Below are 17,595 nucleotides of genomic sequence, written 5' to 3'. Positions count from 1 at the left end.
ACCCAAACTTAATATCAACCCAAAATACACATCTTATTATGCATAATTTCCCATGGTATAAGTTTTATCCCAAGAATGTCAATACCGACATTGATGTAAAAGCTTACAGTTCAGTTGTCAATCTTTTTGAAGAAAGTGTCAAAAATTATGGGTCCTCCGTAGCCTATGAATGTATGGGCAAGACCATCACTTTCAATGAGGTAGACAAGCTGTCCAAAGACTTTGCTTCTTACCTGCAAAATCACCTGAAGCTGAAGAAAGGAGACCGCGTTGCCATTCAAATGCCCAATTGTCTCCAATATCCGGTTGCCATGTTTGGGATTTTGAGGGCAGGAATGGTGGTAGTCAATACCAATCCATTGTACACGCCCACCGAAATGAAGCATCAGTTCAATGACTCCGGTGCTTCAGCCATCGTGATTTTGGCAAATTTTGCTTGTAGCCTAGAGAAAATTTATGATGAACTCGAAGCCAAACATGTTATCGTCACCGAACTCGGAGACATGCTTGGGGGCCTCAAAGGAACAATCGTAAACCTTGTGGTCAAATATGTCAAAAAAATGGTACCTGCCTACAGCCTTCCAAAAGCCATAAGCTGGAAAAAGGTGATGTCACTAGGTGCGGGAAGCAGTTATAAAAGGGAAGAGATGACCTTAGAAGATGCCGCTTATCTCCAATATACAGGAGGGACTACAGGTGTATCCAAAGGTGCTGAACTAACCCATGGAAATATCTGCGCCAACATGCAGCAGATTTCAGAATGGATGAAACCAAAATTGAAAGAAAGGGAGGAGATTGTCATTACCGCACTTCCCCTTTATCATATTTTTGCGCTGACGGTCAACTGCCTCGCAATGATGAAGATAGGTGCCCACAATGTTCTAATTACCAATCCGAGGGATATGCCAGGATTTATGAAGGAACTCGGCAAAGTAAAATTCACTGTAATAACCGGCGTCAATACCTTGTTTAATGGGATGATGAATGCGGAGGGTTTTGCAAATCTTGATTTTTCCACACTCAAAGTGGCAGTCGGTGGTGGCATGGCTGTCCAGGAAGCGACAGCCAAAAAGTGGGAAAAAATCACCGGAGTACCATTGGCAGAAGGCTATGGATTGACAGAAACCTCACCTGTAGCCATCTGCAATCCGATAGATGGAACAGAAAGAATCGGAACCATCGGGATTCCTTTGCCCAATACGGATGTCAAAATTATCGATGACGAAGGCAAAGATGTAGGAATCGGCAACCGAGGAGAAATCTGCATCAAAGGACCGCAAGTCATGAAAGGCTATTGGAACAGGCCTGAAGAAACAGCCAAAGTCATGGACGGAGAGTGGTTCAAAACCGGTGATATCGGCATTTTGGATGAAGATGGTTATGTAAAGATCGTAGACAGGAAAAAAGAAATGATCCTTGTATCAGGATTCAATGTCTATCCAAACGAAGTGGAAAATGCCATAGCCCTCCATCCAAAAGTGATTGAAGTGGGAGTCATCGGTATGCCTGATCCCAAGTCCAATGAAAAAGTGGTGGCCTATGTGGTGGCAAAAGACAAATCGGTCACTGCGGACGAGATCATTGCCCTTTCCAAAGAAAGTCTGACCAATTACAAAGTTCCGAGGGAAGTGTACTTTGCGGATGAACTTCCAAAATCCAATGTGGGTAAAATCCTCCGTAGGAAAATCAAGGAGATGCATGAAAAAACAATTTCGGCCTGATATGTAAATCCGGAAAACAAAAGGATGCGGTGCTTTGAGGAGTTCGCATCCTTTTTTATTTTGATACAATAAACCCAAATTTTAACCAAATGCTATTCGACTTCATCATTATCGGCGCAGGTTCAGCAGGATGTGTTTTGGCCAACAGGCTTTCTGAAAACCCCAAAAATACTGTTCTGCTTATTGAGGCAGGGAATAAGGATACCAAACAAGAAATCCATATTCCCGGAGGTTACACCAAACTGCACCGGTCAGAAGTGGATTGGGCATTTTGGACAGAACCACAAGAACATGTGGATGGAAAGAGACTTTTTGTGCCTAGGGGCAAAGTTCTTGGAGGAAGCAGCAGTACCAATGCGATGGCGTATGTCAGGGGAAATAGACTTGATTTTGATGAATGGGAAGCTTTGGGAAATACAGGATGGGCTTACAGGGATATATTGCCTTACTTTAAAAAATCAGAACATAATGAAGATTTTACGGGGGAATATTATGGTAAAAATGGTCCCTTACATATTGGCTATTCCCGTCAGCCACATCAATTGGGTCATCTTTTTATAGAATCTTGTCAAAAAATGGGCATTCCCCATAATGAAGAATACAATGGTGCTGAGCAGATAGGGGCCTCTATGCTTCAGTTCAATATCAAAAACAACCAAAGGCAAAGCACAGCAACTGTCTTCCTCAAACCTGTTTTGCATAGGAAAAACCTGATGGTTAAAACAGGTTGCTCTGTCACCAAAATCCTGATCCAAAACCTAAAAGCGACTGGTGTAGAGGTCATCAATGCAATAGGAGAGAAAGAACAAATTGCAGCAGCCAAAGAGGTTGTCCTAAGTGCCGGTGCCATAAAGTCACCGCAGATTTTGATGCTGTCGGGAATCGGGGACAAGGATTACCTTACCAAATTTGGCATTGCTTCCATGCTGCATCTTCCCGGTGTAGGTCAAAATCTGATAGATCATGTTTGGTCCGGAGTGAGTTCATTTTCCAAAGTTCCTACCGACAACCACACCTTGAAGCCCATCCAGATGGGAAAGGCACTTTTGAAATACCTGCTCTTCAAAAATGGGCCATTAGGCAATGGGCCTTTGACAGCCAATGCTTTTTTGGCCTCAAAAGATGGTTTGGTCAGACCTGACCTGCAGTTTCACCTTGCAGTATCTGCAGTGGCCGAAGATTACAGTACGGACATTTATGATTATAAGACATTCCCTTACAAAAGCGGCTTTAGTATCATGGTGATCCTTATCCGACCCGAAAGCCGTGGATTTATAGGTTTGAAATCTACCGACCCTATGGAAGCACCTTTAATCCAGCCTAATTTTCTTTCGGATAAAAGGGATTTGGATGTTTTGCTCAAAGGTATGGTGAAAGCCAAAGCGGTAATGGAAACTTCCCCTTTGAAAGATTTCAGTGTGTCAGGAGTTTATTTGCCAAACCAATTTGATGAAAAGAGCCTTATTGCCCACCTTAAAAAAAGCTTCGAGACGCTTTACCATCCTGTCGGCACCTGCAAGATGGGTCAAGACGACATGGCCGTGGTAGACGAAAAGCTGAAAGTCAGGGGGATTTCCGGACTTAGGATTGCCGATGCTTCCATCATGCCCACTATCATCTCAGGCAATACCAACGCTGCTTGCATCATGATCGGGGAGAAGGCCTCGGATATGATTTTGGAGAAATGAGAAGTACGAATTGATCAAAAACGCTGGAAAAGGTAATCGAATCTCCCAAAACGGATTTCATACCTCTTTCCTGTAGGGTCTTCTGCGGTAAAGCCAAAGGTCCCTGCCATGGCTTTTGAAGCCGGGATATGTTTGATGGTAATCTGACCGGATTCGGCTAGAGTTTCTATTTCCCCATCATTGGAATAAATAATGATTTTGCCTTTTATACTTGGATTTTCAAAGCTGAATTTTTTTCCAAAATCCTTCTCCATGTCCCTCCAATCCTCGGGAGTCAGCTTTTCCAAACAAAAGTGTAGAGATTTTATTTCATTGAGTTTGTTTTTTTCTGATAAACTAAATTGCAGAATAAGAGTGGTATCAGCCTGATTTAAGATGAATCCACCACTTGGACTTCCAAAAACGGTAACCCTCGGATGGTCTTTGAATGGTATATTATTGATTAAGGCACCGGCCTGGTTTTTTCCGGATTCTGAGTAGACAGGTAATCTTGGATCAATTGGATCGGGGACAAACCCGTCACAGGAAGAAATGTAAATAACCAAGGCAAAGAATAACCCCTTATTAAAACCTGATTTTTTCATGGTGAATGTTAAATTGGATACCAAGCATAATTGTGGTGGTGTATAGGTCGGAGATCCTGCCTTGGATCCCCTCTATCGGGTCAATGTCATAATAGTCAAGAACTGGGGTGAGTCCAAAAGAAGCTCTGGTATAGAATGAAATTATCTTTGAATTGAATAGGCCTAACCCGAAGAAGAATGCTTTTTCATTTTTTCTAAAAGTAATATCTTCGCCTACATTTGATTCCGTAAACCTGTTGAATTCCAGGCCGCTATGGATTGAGAAATCCTCCATAATGGCATATTTTAGCATCGGTGCAAAACTCCCATATTCGATGTTTGCCCGATACCTTGCACCATCTATACGCAGCGTGTAGCCTTTTTGAGTTAAGAGCAAATCTGTCTTTAGGCTTAAATTAGGAATATTTTTTAGAGGTACCACCTCGACATTGATGCCAAGATGAAGACCTATTTGTCCTTGGGTTTTTCCAAGGATGCCATCATGCCTGACATTGGAATAATTGGTACCCACCATCATCCCGACCTGGGCAAAACCTTCAGGGATCTGCATGAAAAACACGAAAAAAGTAACCACTATAAATTTGTACCTCATCAAGGAAATCAATTTATGGTTTGACAAAAAGGACGTCTGTCCGACTGTCCTGTTGTCCTGACGGAAAATACCAATAAAATGTCCTGACTTGAATTGGTTTTCTTTCACTTAATACATTTAGTTTTTGTGCAAATTCGAGAATGTTTAAATCCTGAGAAAGTGTTTACCCAAAAAGATTTTATGCTAAATTTAAGATTGCCTAAAACAACCAACCTATGAAACTGAAAATCAGCCTCTTTTTTCTTTCCCTTGTTTTCCTTGCTTCCTGCCAAAAAACCGGAAAATCAGAAGTCGAAGAAAATAAATACAAGCTCCTAGCCGATCAAATGGAGACTTCTCTTCGGGAAAATCTCTTGGAAACCTGGTATCCTAAAGCGATTGACTTGGATTCGGGTGGTTACTTCAGCAATTTCACTTACGACTTTCAGCTTAAAGACAACAGTCAGGAAAAGATGATTGTGACGCAGGCAAGACACCTTTGGTCCAATTCCAAAGCAAACAAAAAGTATCCTGCTCAAACTCATTATGCCGACGGCGCCAAACACGGTTTTGAATTTCTGAGGGATAAAATGTGGGATTCAGAGAAAGGAGGTTTTTACCAATCGGTCAGCCGGTCAGGCAAGCCACTTTTGGAAAAGTCTCCACACAAAACTGCCTATGGCAATAGCTTTGGTATCTATGCTTTGGCTGCCTATTTCGGTGCAACAGGCGATTCTGCAGGTTTGGAAATGGCGATCAAGGCCTTCAGATGGTTGGACCAACATAGCCACGATCCGGTGCATAAGGGATATTTCCAGCATTTGGATCAGGATGGCACTCCCATAGTGCGTGGAGCTGATACGCCATCAACTTCTGATTTGGGCTATAAAGACCAAAACAGTTCGATCCATTTGTTGGAAGCATTTACGGAATTGTATATGGTCTGGAAAGACCCGATATTGAAAGAAAGGCTGGAGGAAATGCTGCTTCTTGTCAGGGATACCATTACCAACGACAAGGGTTCTTTGGTCCTTTTTTTCCAACCGGATTGGACGCCTGTCTCTTTTCAGGACCAATCCGAGGAAGTCATCATGCAGCACAAAGGTTTGGACCATGTTTCCTACGGACATGACGTGGAGACAGCTTATTTGATCTTGGAAAGTTCACATGTTTTGGGATGGGAAAATGATCAGGTGACATTGACCAAAGCCAAAAAGATGGTAGACCATGCTTTACTTCATGGCTGGGACAATGACCTAGCGGGATTTTTTGATGAAGGCTATTATTTCTTGGGAGAAGAAAAACCAAGGGTTATCAAGGATACCAAAAACTGGTGGGCACAGTCGGAGGGGATGAATACCCTGCTTTTGATGTCAGAATATTTTCCCAACGATGAATGGGATTACTTCGGGAAGTTTGAGCAGCTGTGGCAATACAATCAGGATTACCTCATCGACAATGAGCACGGAGATTGGTTTTCAGGAGGATTGGACAAGCAGCCCGAGCTCAAAACGGCGGACAAGGGACACATCTGGAAAGCCAATTACCATCAATTCAGGGCGATGCAGGGGTGTATTGAGAGACTGGAAAAATTTTAAAATTGAAAAATTACAAAATTGGGGGGAGAGAGTTACAAAGTTTCAAAGTTGGGAAAGTTGGAAGGTTAAAAGAGTCCACGGTCGACAGTCGACAGTCGACCGTGGACTCTTTTTTTTACTGAATAAAATACACCTCCGCGATTTTACCATCTTTGATTTTATAAATGGCGATGGCATTCATTGGCGGGTCTTTTTTGGAAATGGTGACTTCTTCCTGATCGATGACGGTATTGCCCATGACGATGCGGTTGACCAAGCGGCAATGCAGGTCGGGTGTCCGTGCAAACATCCGTCCATACGTATCGTACATGGTCGTTTTGCCTTCATACAACAGCTCATTGGGGAATTTATACACTTTTACATTTTCGGCATAAGGTGCTACAAAAGCATCAATGTCCCTTTTATTATAGGCATCAAGTTGCTCCTGTGCCAATTTTTCTGCTACCTGTTCCACGTTCTGTTGGGCGAATACGGTTGCTGTTACCATTAACAGGAATACCGTCAATGAATATTTATACACGTCTGTTGTCCTCCTGCCAATTGGTGATTGCCATTTTGATCTCTTTTGCTTTCATATCTTCTTTGATGGCTTTTTCCATCAGGGGAAGAAATTCCTCATCACCTGCAAACCTCAAGGCAATGATTTGAGATAGTCTCAACTTGCTTTCTTTTTCTTTAAATGATTTACCTGTCAATTCAAAATAACGGAATCTCATCTCCAACCGGATAATCCTGTCCTGATTTTTGAGCCCGTAATATCTCGCTACAAAAGGCAATAACAGCAGCACTGCGGCTGCGATCAGGTGGTAAAATGAATAAAGAAGATCAGTACCGCCCATGATGGAATGGATAAGATCCGCTACTGTCCAAATGAAAAATGCCAGTGCCAGGGGAATTAAAACATAATTATGGACTGCGAAATTGCGGGTGTGGTTCTTATAATTTTGCATAAAAATGGTTTTGGATTTTTTTGAAATTTAACCCCATTCTGACCAATTATCAAAAATATAATTTGGCAGCAAAGTTATTTTATAATTTTAAATGCTATGATTCTCAAAAACAAAACATTAAGCCCAAGATTACTTTCATTGATCATTTTGGTGTTTCAATTCCAGTCAGTATTCGGTCAGAAAGAAGCTTTCAAAACCGAAATCCTAAAATGGCCCGATGGTAAAAAAGCAGCCATTTCCCTGACCTATGATGACGGGACTTATAACCAATTCCATGTTGCCCTTCCGATCATGGAAGAACTCGGTATGAAGGGAACTTTTTATATCAACACAGGAGAAATCCCATCATCTCAAACCCGTGCGCAGTTTTTTGGAAGGGATCCAAAAGTGATAATTGCGGAGACAGCTTCTATTCCTACCAATGAAGAAAATATTTTTGAGCGCGCATCCTTGATCCGTTTTTTGGATATGCCGGGGGCCGTGTCTTATCATGACCGATCAGGTTCCACCTATGAACAAGGAAGGGTGGAGCAAGCCTGCAAAATTCTTGATGAAGGTTTTGCCAATGCTAGGGACTTGAAAGTCACAGAACTTGTCTATCCCAAAATCATTGATGGTCCGATGATTGATTGGGAGGAAATCAGGAAGTATGCTGATAACGGCCATGAGTTTGGGGTTCACACGATTTCACATCCAAGGTTGGCCGTCTTGGATGAAAAGAATCTGTTGTTTGAATTGGAAGCTTGTAGGGACGAAATCCAAAGAGAATTGGGAAAAGAGCAGCTTTTTTCAGCCGAATGCCCCTTTGGAACTGAAGATGAAAGGGTTATGGAATATGCTTTGGGAATGTTTCCTGCGCTGAGAAACAGGATGCCTGAAGCATATTTGGAGGAAATCAACAGATCGGGGAAGTTTGACGCAGAGCAGGATTATGGCAAAGAATACATCCAATGGCAGCGTGGCCCATTGTCTAAAACCACCCCCGAGCTTATGAATTCATGGGTAGATCAGATACTGACTAGGGAAGACACTTGGTTGGTTTTGGTATTTCACGGCATCGAAGGGATCGGTTGGGAAGCCATACCGGAAGACAGAATCAGGGCATATTTTGAATACATCGCCGGCAAATCCAAGGAAGTTTGGGTGGCACCATTCCGGGATGTGACTCAATATATGAGGCAAAGGATGAATACCAACATCACAAAGACGGTCAGTAAGGATATGATTTCCCTAAAGTTGGAGTCGGATTTGAACCCATATTGGTACCGGCAAAAATTAACTTTCAAAACCTACGTTCCTACTAATTGGAAATCAGTAACTTACGTTCAGGGAGGTAAAACCGAAACTCTTGAGGTCCAAAAGGATGCAGGTGGATCCTTTGTCCAATACAATGCCGATCCAAACGGAGGGGAATTGGCTTTGAAAAATGTTGGCCAATAAGATTTTTGAAAACCTTGTCTTAATTTTTACCTTCGTGCTTTTAAAAATAAAAACGCCATGGATTTCAGAAAATTGGATCAGGATCTTTCAGTCCTTGTAGAGAAAAAAATCGCTTTGAGTAAAATCTCTTATGCCGATGCAGCTTATGATGACATCGAAGAAGAACTCCATGACTTGGAGGATGACTTCAATGAGGAGTTTGGTGATGAGCTCGAGTCGATTTTAGAGAAAATCTACAACCAACTGAAATCAGACAATGACGTGTTGTTGCCTACAGCTTATCTGGCAAATAACTATTCACCTTTGGCTCCGGATTCTTTTGGCAAAGTGACGTACGAAGTCAAAGGAAAAGAAGGCGTACCGGTCGAATCAGAGCAGTTTGACAAAATGGATGTGAGGGTTGTCCTCGTTCCCAATCCTGCCCGCTTTATCCTTCAGATCAACGGCAAATCCATGAAAGACCTTTGGGTGGGGAGGTGAGTTGGAGGTTTGGAAGTTTGGAGGTCGGGAGGTTTGGAAGTTGGAAGTAGGGAAGTAAGAGGTTTGGAAGTTGTAAGTATGAAGTCGTGAAGTTTTCAGTGGTCAGTTGGCAGTTTTCAATAGTAAGTATTCAGCTACATTGATATCAGAATCAGTTTTCATAACCCAATTATAATTCAGCAGTCAAAAAACCCAATTCAACTTGGTGGACTGTCTACAGTGGACCGTGGTCAATTAATCAGTTAACTAATCAACCAAATAACCAACCCTTCGACAAGCTCAGGGACCTAAAACCAAATAACCATTAACCACTTACCAAATAACCATTAACCAACCCCAAATCCCAACTTTTCTCTCACTTTGTTCAAATATCCTCTTGCTATGATTTTTGCTTTGGCTTCCCCTTCGAAAAGTCTTGCTTCCAATTCAGAAGGGTGGTTCATAAAGTAATCGTACAGTTTTCTTTCTTCGGCGTATTTTTCTAAAATCAAAGTCATAAACTCTTGCTTGGCATGGCCATAACCAAAATTTCCCGCGAGGTACTTTGATCTCAATGCTGCGGTTTGGTCTGCGTTTGCCACCAAAGAATATAATTTAAATACATTGCAGGTATCCGGGTTTTTGGGTTCTTCCAAAGGCGTACTGTCAGTGATGATGGAATTGATGTTCTTTTTCAGTTCCTTTTCAGAAAGGAAAATATCGATGTAATTGTTGTAGGACTTGCTCATCTTCTGTCCATCAGTACCGGGGATAATCATCACATCTTCACTGATGCGGGCCTCAGGAACCACTAGGATTTCTTCTTCTACGCGATTATTGAAAGTGGTCGCTATGTCCCTCGCAATTTCCAGATGCTGGAGTTGGTCTTTTCCTACAGGGACAATATTTGCCCCATATAGTAAGATATCTGCTGTCATCAACACAGGATAGGTGAAAAGTCCTGCATTCACGTCTGCCAACCTGTCTGACTTGTCTTTGAAGCTATGAGCATTGGCAAGCATAGGAAAGGGGGTAAAGCAACTCAGATACCAAGTCAGTTCAGTCACTTCGGGAATCATCGATTGCCTGTAAAAAACTGTCTTGCTGATGTCCAAACCGAATGCCAACCAAGCTGCAGCCACTGCCAATGTATTCTCTTTCCTGAGGTTCCCGTCCTTGATAGAGGTCAGGGAATGAAGGTCTGCTATGAATATAAATGAATCGTTGTTGTCTCTTTTGGTCAACTCTATAGCAGGAACGATTGCGCCCAATATATTTCCAAGATGGGGCTTGCCCGAACTCTGTATACCTGTCAGTACTCTTGCCATTGTTTTAAAATTTGGCGCAAAATAAATAAATCAAGGTACAATTCGCTGGTTTTTTATCGTTATTTGCCCGTATGAAAAAAAGTGTGTTGTATCTATCGGGTCTAATCCTACTGACAATCAGCAGCCTTCCTCTCGCCGGGCAGACTATTGAAAGAAAGACGCTGACATGGGAAAAGAGAAAAATCGATATCGGTGCGGTGTTGCAGGAAAAAGGAGCGGTGGAAGCGGAGTTTTTTGCGCTGAATGAAAACCAAGACAGCATCTTTATCACAGATATTTTTACAGATTGTGGTTGTACCACTGTCCAATATACCAAGGATACCTTGGCTAATGGGCAGATTGCTTCTCTCAAAGTAAAGTTTGACCCTGATCAGAAAGGAGGGGAGTTTTCCAAAGGTATTATCGTCCGGACCAATCTTGATATCTATGGGGACACTTTGTTTTTGGAAGGTATCAATATGCCGATCCCGGAAAATACCGAAATGGCTTTTCCTCACCGGGTGGGAACTTTGGGATTTAGACTGACAGCTGTCAATATGGGCTATATTTTCACCAATGAACCCAAAGTCAAATATATCGAGGTCTATAACTTTGGAAAAAGTCCAATCGGTTTTAAAGAAGTTCAGGATAAAATCCCCAATTATATGGCTGTTTCTTTGGAACCTTCCCAATTGGAACCTTCGCAGCGGGGACTTCTGGTATTGACATATGATGGTGCCGCCAAAAATGACCTTGGCTTTTTTGACGAAGTCATCAGCATCAGGCTGGATCAGGATGACCTTAACCTTGGTATCAGGGTGATGTCGGTGGTGTATGAATACTTTCAGCCTGTGCCAAAAAGCCTTGAAAACAGGGTTCCCAAGTTGGGGATAGCCAATCCGGAGATAGACTTGAGGGAAATATCAGCTAATAACAAAGTCACGAGGTCCATCACCTTGACCAATACCGGGCAAGAACCTTTGAATATCAGAAAGATGGCCGTCAACTGTGATTGTGTGGAATTGGAATTGGGTAAAAATGATCTCCAAGCCGGAGAGACGACAGAACTCAAGTTTACTTTTGATCCAAAGGGGAGGAGGGGAATAGACCATAAGCACATTTCCATTTTCAGCAATGACCCGCTTAATCCTGTCAGGACAATCGTCATCAGAAGTAGTGTCAAATAGAATCGCTAATCTTGTCTGAATAAGTGTCTTTTTCAACCCCGAATTGGGTGTATAGATCATGCTTTTCGCATTATTGTACTTCCAAAATTGAGTATTAAATTTGTGTAAAAGCGGGTGTAGCTCAGTTGGTAGAGCGTCAGCTTCCCAAGCTGAAGGCCGTCGGTTCGAGACCGATTACCCGCTCGATTTTTTTACCCGAGTTTGATTCCCTTATTTCATAAATTATTTCTGCGAGTACTTATAAATTGAACTCATTCATTTTTAAATCGTATTAAAGATAGAGATTTACGATACTTTGGTACGGTAAATGTTTGAATTTATAATAGCAATTAAATCTGGATTTAAATATTTTCAACTTAAATAATTAAAGATATGAGTTCTACAAAATTTATTTTAGGAGCATTGGTAGGCGCAGTGATTGGTGTTCAGATAGGAATATTGATAGCGCCGGATAAAGGTGAAAATACAAGGAGAAAAATCACCAAGAAAAGTGGGGAATACCTAGACGAAGCTACAGGCAAACTCAATTCGTTTTTTGATGGCTTGACAAAAAAGGTATCAGACGTCAGTAATGAAGTGGACAAATTGGCTAAGAAAGCCAAAGCTGAGCTTGATAAAGTAGCAAAATGATGTTAGCCCAAATTACTATGGGGAGACGAAAGTCTCCCTTTATTTTTACCCTGATTCGTTAAAAAAAGTTCTCACCCTGATACCAACTTACTTGGATTCCGTAGCTCAAAAATAGGAAAATACCAGAATTAAATTAGGTAATGGTCGTATGTGGTCAATATCTGAAAATCAGAAATTAATTTCGGTTACAGTATTAAGTCTAGTTCCACGACCCTGGGGTTCATGATTTTTTGAATTTTCGATTTTCTGTAAGCTTAAGATATTAAGTCTGGTCTTTTTTGAGTTTTTCATCTGTTTTTTAATTGAATTACATCATTTTTCAAATTAATATTTAGAATAAAATCCATATTCTGGTATTTTTTGTAAATTTTAGAAATTAAAATTTTCAAGCAGATGTCCCTGAGGCTATTTTTGAAGTTTTTCGTATTATTTATTTTGTTTTTACCCGGTGATGTATTTGGTGGAAAAACCATGAAAACCAACGAGATCAGGATAAATAATGCCCCTGATTATCCTATTGGAAAGCACATTTCGTTTTGGAATGACGAAGGTAATGGAGGAATTGATGTTGCGCTTCATAAATTCCAAAAAGGTGATTTTTCTCCACTTGGGCATCCCACTTTATTCAATAAAGGCTATACAGAATCGATTTGGTGGTTTGCTTTTCAAATTCAAAACGAGCTTGATTCCAAAAACACGGTAATTTTCAGTCCCGCAGGAGCTGCCATCAGAGAAGGTACTTTGTATACTTTTGATGAAAAGGGATGCTTGTTGGATACGGCTTATTCGGGATTTATGCATGAAGGACTATCACGGGATATGCATTCGAGATTGAATTCCTATGAGTTGATCCTTCCTCCTGGTAAAGGATATACCTATCTTTTCAAACTCGATAGCAGGGGGCTGAATACCTATGTTCCTTTTTACCTCGATGAGCCCAATTCCTATTGGGAATACGAAATTGGCAGGACTGCTTTTTTTGGAATTGTTACAGGGGTCCTCATAATGGCGGCGTTTTTTGGCCTCTTTTTGTGGGGGTATTTCAATGAGAAGATTTACATCATTTTTGTAGGTTATATCCTTTCCTGTCTGGCATTGATCCTAGAAGAAGACGGCTTTCTTTTTCTTTGGATTTATGGAGATCAGTTTGGAAGATTTTCGTCGATTATTATACCTTTTTTCAGTTTGATGATGTCAGGGATGTTGGTGATTTTCATCATCCGGTTTTTTAACCTGAAAGGTGAAAACCAAAAGTTTTTCACTTATTCGAACCATTATATTAAGGCGGTTTTTGTGTTTGGTGTCTTGGTTTTTTCTACGCTTTTTTTTGATTGGAATCCAAGGCTAAACCTCCTGTTGACAGGAATGGGATTAACAGTTTCATTTACCAATATGCTTTTGGTTATTCTGATTACTGTTTCTCAGATCAGGACCAAAAAGGAAATCGCATATTATATTTTGTTGGCCAACCTGATGTTGATTTTTGGTTTTTCCAATTACATCCTGAACCTGATGGATGTGACCGATTGGCACCCACTCAAGCCAAATGGCCTGATAGTCGGTTCTATTTTCAATGTAATCCTGCTTACCATAGGGATCATACACCGGTATTATTTTATGAAAAAGGAAAAAGAAGTGATGGACAGGCAGTTTTTGGAGCAGGAAAGAAACATTGCAAGGAGCATCATTGAGGCACAGGAGGGAGAAAGACAGAGAATCGCCAAAGACCTGCATGACGATCTGGGAGGATTGCTCGCTCTGATCAAGTTAAAGGTTGACAGCCTGCTTTTCGAAGCCAACTCCCTCCAAAATGAATCCAAGACGGGATTGGCTGAAACCCATAAATTGCTGGAAATGGCTTGTCATGACCTCAGGTTTATTTCCCATGAACTGATGCCGATGGAGGCTGCTGAGAAGCGGTTAAAAACGATGGTTTCCGAGGTACTTGACCTGGTAAAGATCCAGAATAAAATCTCAATCACATATAATATCGAAGACTTGCCTTACCTTCAATTGGATACCAAAATCAACCTTTTTAGAATCATCAAGGAGCTGCTCAACAACATAATCAAACATGCTGAAGCCAAGGAGGCTGACATTCAGTTGTTTTTTGACGAAATGGATGAATCAGTGACCCTGATAGTATCTGACGATGGTAAAGGGATTTCGAAAGAGATCCTTGAAAATCCAAATCAGGGTATAGGACTTCGTAATCTCCAAAAAAGAGTAGATTACCTTAGGGGCAACTTGCATTTTGATTCCAATATAAATGGCACAACAGTCATAGTCACCATTCCTTTTCAACCGATCACCCAGAAAAATGAGTACACAGATAATTATAGCCGATGACCACGAATTGTTTGCCTCAGGCTTAGACAATCTTGTCAGCACAGACCCCAATCTAAAGGTAGTTACACATTGTAGAAACGGTAAAGAAGTGCTCGCCTATTTGGAAAATGGAAAAAGAACGGATGTAATTATCTTAGATTTGAACATGCCTGTCATGGACGGGATCCAATTACTTGGACATTTGCACCGCGACTATCCCCATATCAAGAAACTTGTCATCAGCATGCACCATACCGAGTCCTCCATAGCCCTTTGCAAAACATTGGGTGCAGATGGATTTATTGGAAAGGATTCATCGCTCAATGAGCTTTTGGATGCGGTGCATGTGATTTTGGATGGAGGTAAGTTCTTTAAGGAATCTTTCCAAGAAGTCTTTGATATTGAAGGAAAGGGTTTTTATGAAAAATTGATTCACCATTACAAACTTTCAAAAAGAGAAGTGGACATCATCCAACTTATCATCAACCAATATGAAAGTACGGAGATTGCCGACAAACTGAATCTCAGTCCCCTTACTGTCAAGACCCACCGCAAGAATATTTTCAGAAAGCTGGGAGTCAGAAATCTGGCAGGATTGGTGGCATTGCTCAAAGACTATCCACAGTTGTGAGAACATATACTTTAATCTTCATTTTTAATTCAATGTCCTTTAAATAAGCTTTAGCGTTATACAAACCTTTTCCTAAGTTGGGACCAAACCATGAAAATCTTAAAACATCCATTCTGAACTTTGGAAAAGTTGATCGAATTCCCCCTAACTAAACGACATTGATTCCTAATTCCCGATTTCATCCCTTGGAAAAGAAACTTTTTTTAATGCAATACCAAACACCAGTAGGGCAATAGCTGTTTTCTGTCCATCCAAGTAATGATTTTTACTCCTTTTGGGGTATTTTTTTAAGTTTCAATTCATCGGAATTTTAGGTTGTTCAAAAACTTTCAACCATGAAGAAAACCGTATTTGCACCGATTACACTTCTTTTTTTGATGACAGTATTGTTTTCATGTTCAGAGGAGGAGACTACTCCAACAGTCCCTGTTGTAAATGATCCGAATTATACCCTGAATAAGCCCAAAGACCAGGTCTATCCTTACGAAATCCTATCCGTGGAAGTGTCGGGTTTGAGTGATCTAAAAACCGAATATGATGGAAAATTCGGCAGTTTGGCCATCAAACTTTCCAAAGGAGCGGGGAATACTTTGGTTTTTTTGGTTCCTGACATCAATGAAGGAAAACAGACCTTGGAGCTTTCGCTCAACAGCAATAAAAAGACACTGGATTTTACAGTATTGAAATTGCCCGATCTCGGGAATCCTGAAACCGTACTTGCCGGAATATTGACAGGTGCCCAATCCCAACTGACTGCGATGGGCCAAAACCCCGGCTTGTCGGGCATGGTAGCCAAGCAGCAGGAATGGGTGACACTCTATGAACAAGAGATTACCAAGTTGAATGCCAAAGAAAAACTTGAAACTGTGGGAGTTCTCAAGGTGAATAATTTATTAAAGGCACTTTCAGCCGATCCCTCAGGCAGGTATTCTTGGGCCTGTACCGCCGAGTCCGGAGAATTGTACCTCAAATACCTTTCCCAAATCACCTTTGACCAGGGCATGATTGACAAGCTGGTTCAGGCACCTTCCAATCCTGTGAGTAAAGCAGCAGCGATTACAGCTGCATTAAATTTGCGTGCTAATTTCATTCAACTCAAAGAGCAGGCATTGAAAGTGACGGATTGTAGAGCGCTACGGTCCATCGGGATTGACGAATCAGGTGCGAGAGTCTTGGCCGGTTTGAATGATTCTCCTGTGAAGTTTGAAAGTGGAAAGGCCTTGGCGGTCAAAATATACGGTAGCTATCAAAGTCTCAATCAAGGTGATAAAACCTCTTCGATTGCTTTGCTTTCCCAACTTGCTATAGGAATAGAAAAGATGGGAGAAGAATTGGACAAAGCTATCGTAGCAATTACAGCTCTTAAATCAAGGTTTTCTCTGAGTCAAGCAAACTTAGAGGCAGGCGATAAAATCCAATTGGCAGCAAATCCTGAAAAGGAAGTGAAACTTGTCTCCAATCCTATCGCCAAAGTTGAAAAAATCAGCACAGATCAGGTCATCCTGAAAGAAATTGCCGGTGTGGCTGAGGGGGTTTCTCTAAATTTTGAGAGTAAAAAAGGAGGAGATCAAGCGTTTACTTTTGATTTATTGATAGAAGATGGACCACTCAAGGTAAAGAAAACCATAAATGCCTCTATCCTTCTCAATTGTACCTTGGCTGTGACGGTAAATGTTTCAGGAGGTTCGGTTAACCTTCAAGTTACAGGAGGACTAGCTCCATTTACTTACACTTGGAGCAACAATGGTACAGGAAATAGTCAAACTGGCTTAAGTCCCGGGAATTATACCATAAAAGTAACCGATGCATTGGGTTGTGAAGTGACCAAAGAATTCACCGTTCAGGAAGAGGCCGTTGTCGGAACAGTCACTGATGTTGACGGGAATCAATATGCCACCATCAAAATCGGAACCCAAGTCTGGATGGCTGAGAACCTAAAAACTTCAAAATTTGCTGATGGTTCCAATATACCAAATGTGACTACCAATTCCTCATGGATGGCACAAACTACTGCTGCTTTTTCCTACTATAACAACGATGCCACCAACAACGAAAAATACGGAAAGCTCTACAATTGGTATGCCGCCACTTGCTGCGCTATCTGTCCTCAGGGATGGCATGTGCCGACCCAAGAAGACTGGGAAAAAATGAGGTCATTTTTACTGCCAAATTCAGGAAATAAATTAAAATCTACCACGGGTTGGAGAGAATCCGAAATAAGTGGAACAAAAGGAACCAATGAAAGTGGATTTAATGCCTTGCCCGGTGGGGTCCGCGCATTCAATGGTAATTTCTCCTCTCTTGGAGAATATGGACACTGGTGGATGAACAAATCTACCAATGCAACGACAGCGCCCTGGATTGTCCTTTCGTTTAATCAGTCCATCGTATCGCAATCCAATTTTAATCCAAAATGGAATGGTGCTGCCATCAGGTGTGTCAAGGATTAACGCTATTGGAAAGCTTTTAATTTGACATTTCCGGGAATGGATAAGACTCGG

At 41.4% G+C, this 17,595-nt stretch carries 15 protein-coding genes and 1 tRNA gene; 11 read left to right on the top strand and 5 right to left on the bottom strand.

Annotated elements, in window-relative coordinates:
• Positions 1-38: 38 nt before the first annotated feature.
• On the top strand, positions 39-1,721 hold the full coding sequence (locus MMU07_RS12675; RefSeq protein ID WP_241126246.1) for an AMP-binding protein: 1,683 nt from the start codon (positions 39-41) through the stop codon (positions 1,719-1,721).
• 89 nt (positions 1,722-1,810) lie between these two features.
• Positions 1,811-3,409, top strand: coding sequence for a GMC family oxidoreductase (locus tag MMU07_RS12670; RefSeq protein ID WP_241126245.1), 1,599 nt, complete (start codon positions 1,811-1,813; stop codon positions 3,407-3,409).
• Positions 3,410-3,423: 14 nt separating this feature from the next.
• On the opposite strand, the gene MMU07_RS12665 is transcribed toward MMU07_RS12670, so the two are convergent.
• Positions 3,424-3,993 (bottom strand): Riean_0653 family protein, encoded by a 570-nt coding sequence (locus MMU07_RS12665; protein ID WP_241126244.1) that lies wholly within the window; start codon positions 3,991-3,993, stop codon positions 3,424-3,426.
• Positions 3,974-4,693 (bottom strand): hypothetical protein, encoded by a 720-nt coding sequence (locus MMU07_RS12660; RefSeq protein ID WP_241126243.1) that lies wholly within the window; start codon positions 4,691-4,693, stop codon positions 3,974-3,976. Before MMU07_RS12660 ends, MMU07_RS12665 begins: the two co-directional genes overlap by 20 nt.
• Positions 4,694-4,800: 107 nt before the next feature.
• Here MMU07_RS12660 and MMU07_RS12655 point away from each other — a divergent pair, with 107 nt between their 5' ends.
• Positions 4,801-6,162 (top strand): AGE family epimerase/isomerase, encoded by a 1,362-nt coding sequence (locus tag MMU07_RS12655; protein WP_241126242.1) that lies wholly within the window; start codon positions 4,801-4,803, stop codon positions 6,160-6,162.
• Positions 6,163-6,277: 115 nt separating this feature from the next.
• On the opposite strand, the gene MMU07_RS12650 is transcribed toward MMU07_RS12655, so the two are convergent.
• Both MMU07_RS12650 and MMU07_RS12645 read right to left on the bottom strand, forming a co-directional pair.
• Positions 6,278-6,649 (bottom strand): nuclear transport factor 2 family protein, encoded by a 372-nt coding sequence (locus MMU07_RS12650; protein ID WP_241126241.1) that lies wholly within the window; start codon positions 6,647-6,649, stop codon positions 6,278-6,280.
• A 25-nt stretch (positions 6,650-6,674) separates the two neighbouring features.
• Positions 6,675-7,112, bottom strand: coding sequence for a DUF6526 family protein (locus MMU07_RS12645; RefSeq protein ID WP_241126240.1), 438 nt, complete (start codon positions 7,110-7,112; stop codon positions 6,675-6,677).
• 96 nt (positions 7,113-7,208) lie between these two features.
• Here MMU07_RS12645 and MMU07_RS12640 point away from each other — a divergent pair, with 96 nt between their 5' ends.
• On the top strand, positions 7,209-8,552 hold the full coding sequence (locus tag MMU07_RS12640) for a polysaccharide deacetylase family protein (protein WP_241126239.1): 1,344 nt from the start codon (positions 7,209-7,211) through the stop codon (positions 8,550-8,552).
• 57 nt (positions 8,553-8,609) lie between these two features.
• Positions 8,610-9,032, top strand: coding sequence for a hypothetical protein (locus tag MMU07_RS12635; protein ID WP_241126238.1), 423 nt, complete (start codon positions 8,610-8,612; stop codon positions 9,030-9,032).
• A gap of 326 nt (positions 9,033-9,358) precedes the next feature.
• On the opposite strand, the gene trpS is transcribed toward MMU07_RS12635, so the two are convergent.
• Positions 9,359-10,339: a tryptophan--tRNA ligase gene (gene trpS / locus MMU07_RS12630; RefSeq protein WP_241126237.1), complete on the bottom strand. Its 981-nt coding sequence runs from the start codon at positions 10,337-10,339 to the stop codon at positions 9,359-9,361.
• A gap of 71 nt (positions 10,340-10,410) precedes the next feature.
• Here trpS and MMU07_RS12625 point away from each other — a divergent pair, with 71 nt between their 5' ends.
• From MMU07_RS12625 to MMU07_RS12600, 6 genes are all read left to right on the top strand, one after another.
• Positions 10,411-11,505: a DUF1573 domain-containing protein gene (locus MMU07_RS12625; protein WP_241126236.1), complete on the top strand. Its 1,095-nt coding sequence runs from the start codon at positions 10,411-10,413 to the stop codon at positions 11,503-11,505.
• A 110-nt stretch (positions 11,506-11,615) separates the two neighbouring features.
• Positions 11,616-11,688 (top strand) — tRNA-Gly (locus MMU07_RS12620).
• A gap of 189 nt (positions 11,689-11,877) precedes the next feature.
• Positions 11,878-12,135 carry a YtxH domain-containing protein gene (locus tag MMU07_RS12615; RefSeq protein WP_241126235.1) on the top strand — a complete coding sequence of 86 codons (258 nt, stop codon included), beginning with the start codon at positions 11,878-11,880 and terminating at the stop codon, positions 12,133-12,135.
• Positions 12,136-12,606: 471 nt separating this feature from the next.
• Positions 12,607-14,484 (top strand): sensor histidine kinase, encoded by a 1,878-nt coding sequence (locus tag MMU07_RS12610; RefSeq protein ID WP_241126234.1) that lies wholly within the window; start codon positions 12,607-12,609, stop codon positions 14,482-14,484.
• Positions 14,456-15,094: a response regulator transcription factor gene (locus MMU07_RS12605; RefSeq protein ID WP_241126233.1), complete on the top strand. Its 639-nt coding sequence runs from the start codon at positions 14,456-14,458 to the stop codon at positions 15,092-15,094. The genes MMU07_RS12610 and MMU07_RS12605 overlap by 29 nt, the downstream gene beginning before the upstream one ends.
• 335 nt (positions 15,095-15,429) lie before the next feature.
• Positions 15,430-17,544, top strand: coding sequence for an FISUMP domain-containing protein (locus MMU07_RS12600; RefSeq protein ID WP_241126232.1), 2,115 nt, complete (start codon positions 15,430-15,432; stop codon positions 17,542-17,544).
• Positions 17,545-17,595 lie beyond the last annotated feature (51 nt).

The organism is Cognataquiflexum nitidum, from assembly GCF_022538055.1.
GTDB lineage: Bacteria > Bacteroidota > Bacteroidia > Cytophagales > Cyclobacteriaceae > Cognataquiflexum > Cognataquiflexum nitidum.
This window is presented reverse-complemented; position numbering and strand designations above follow the sequence as displayed.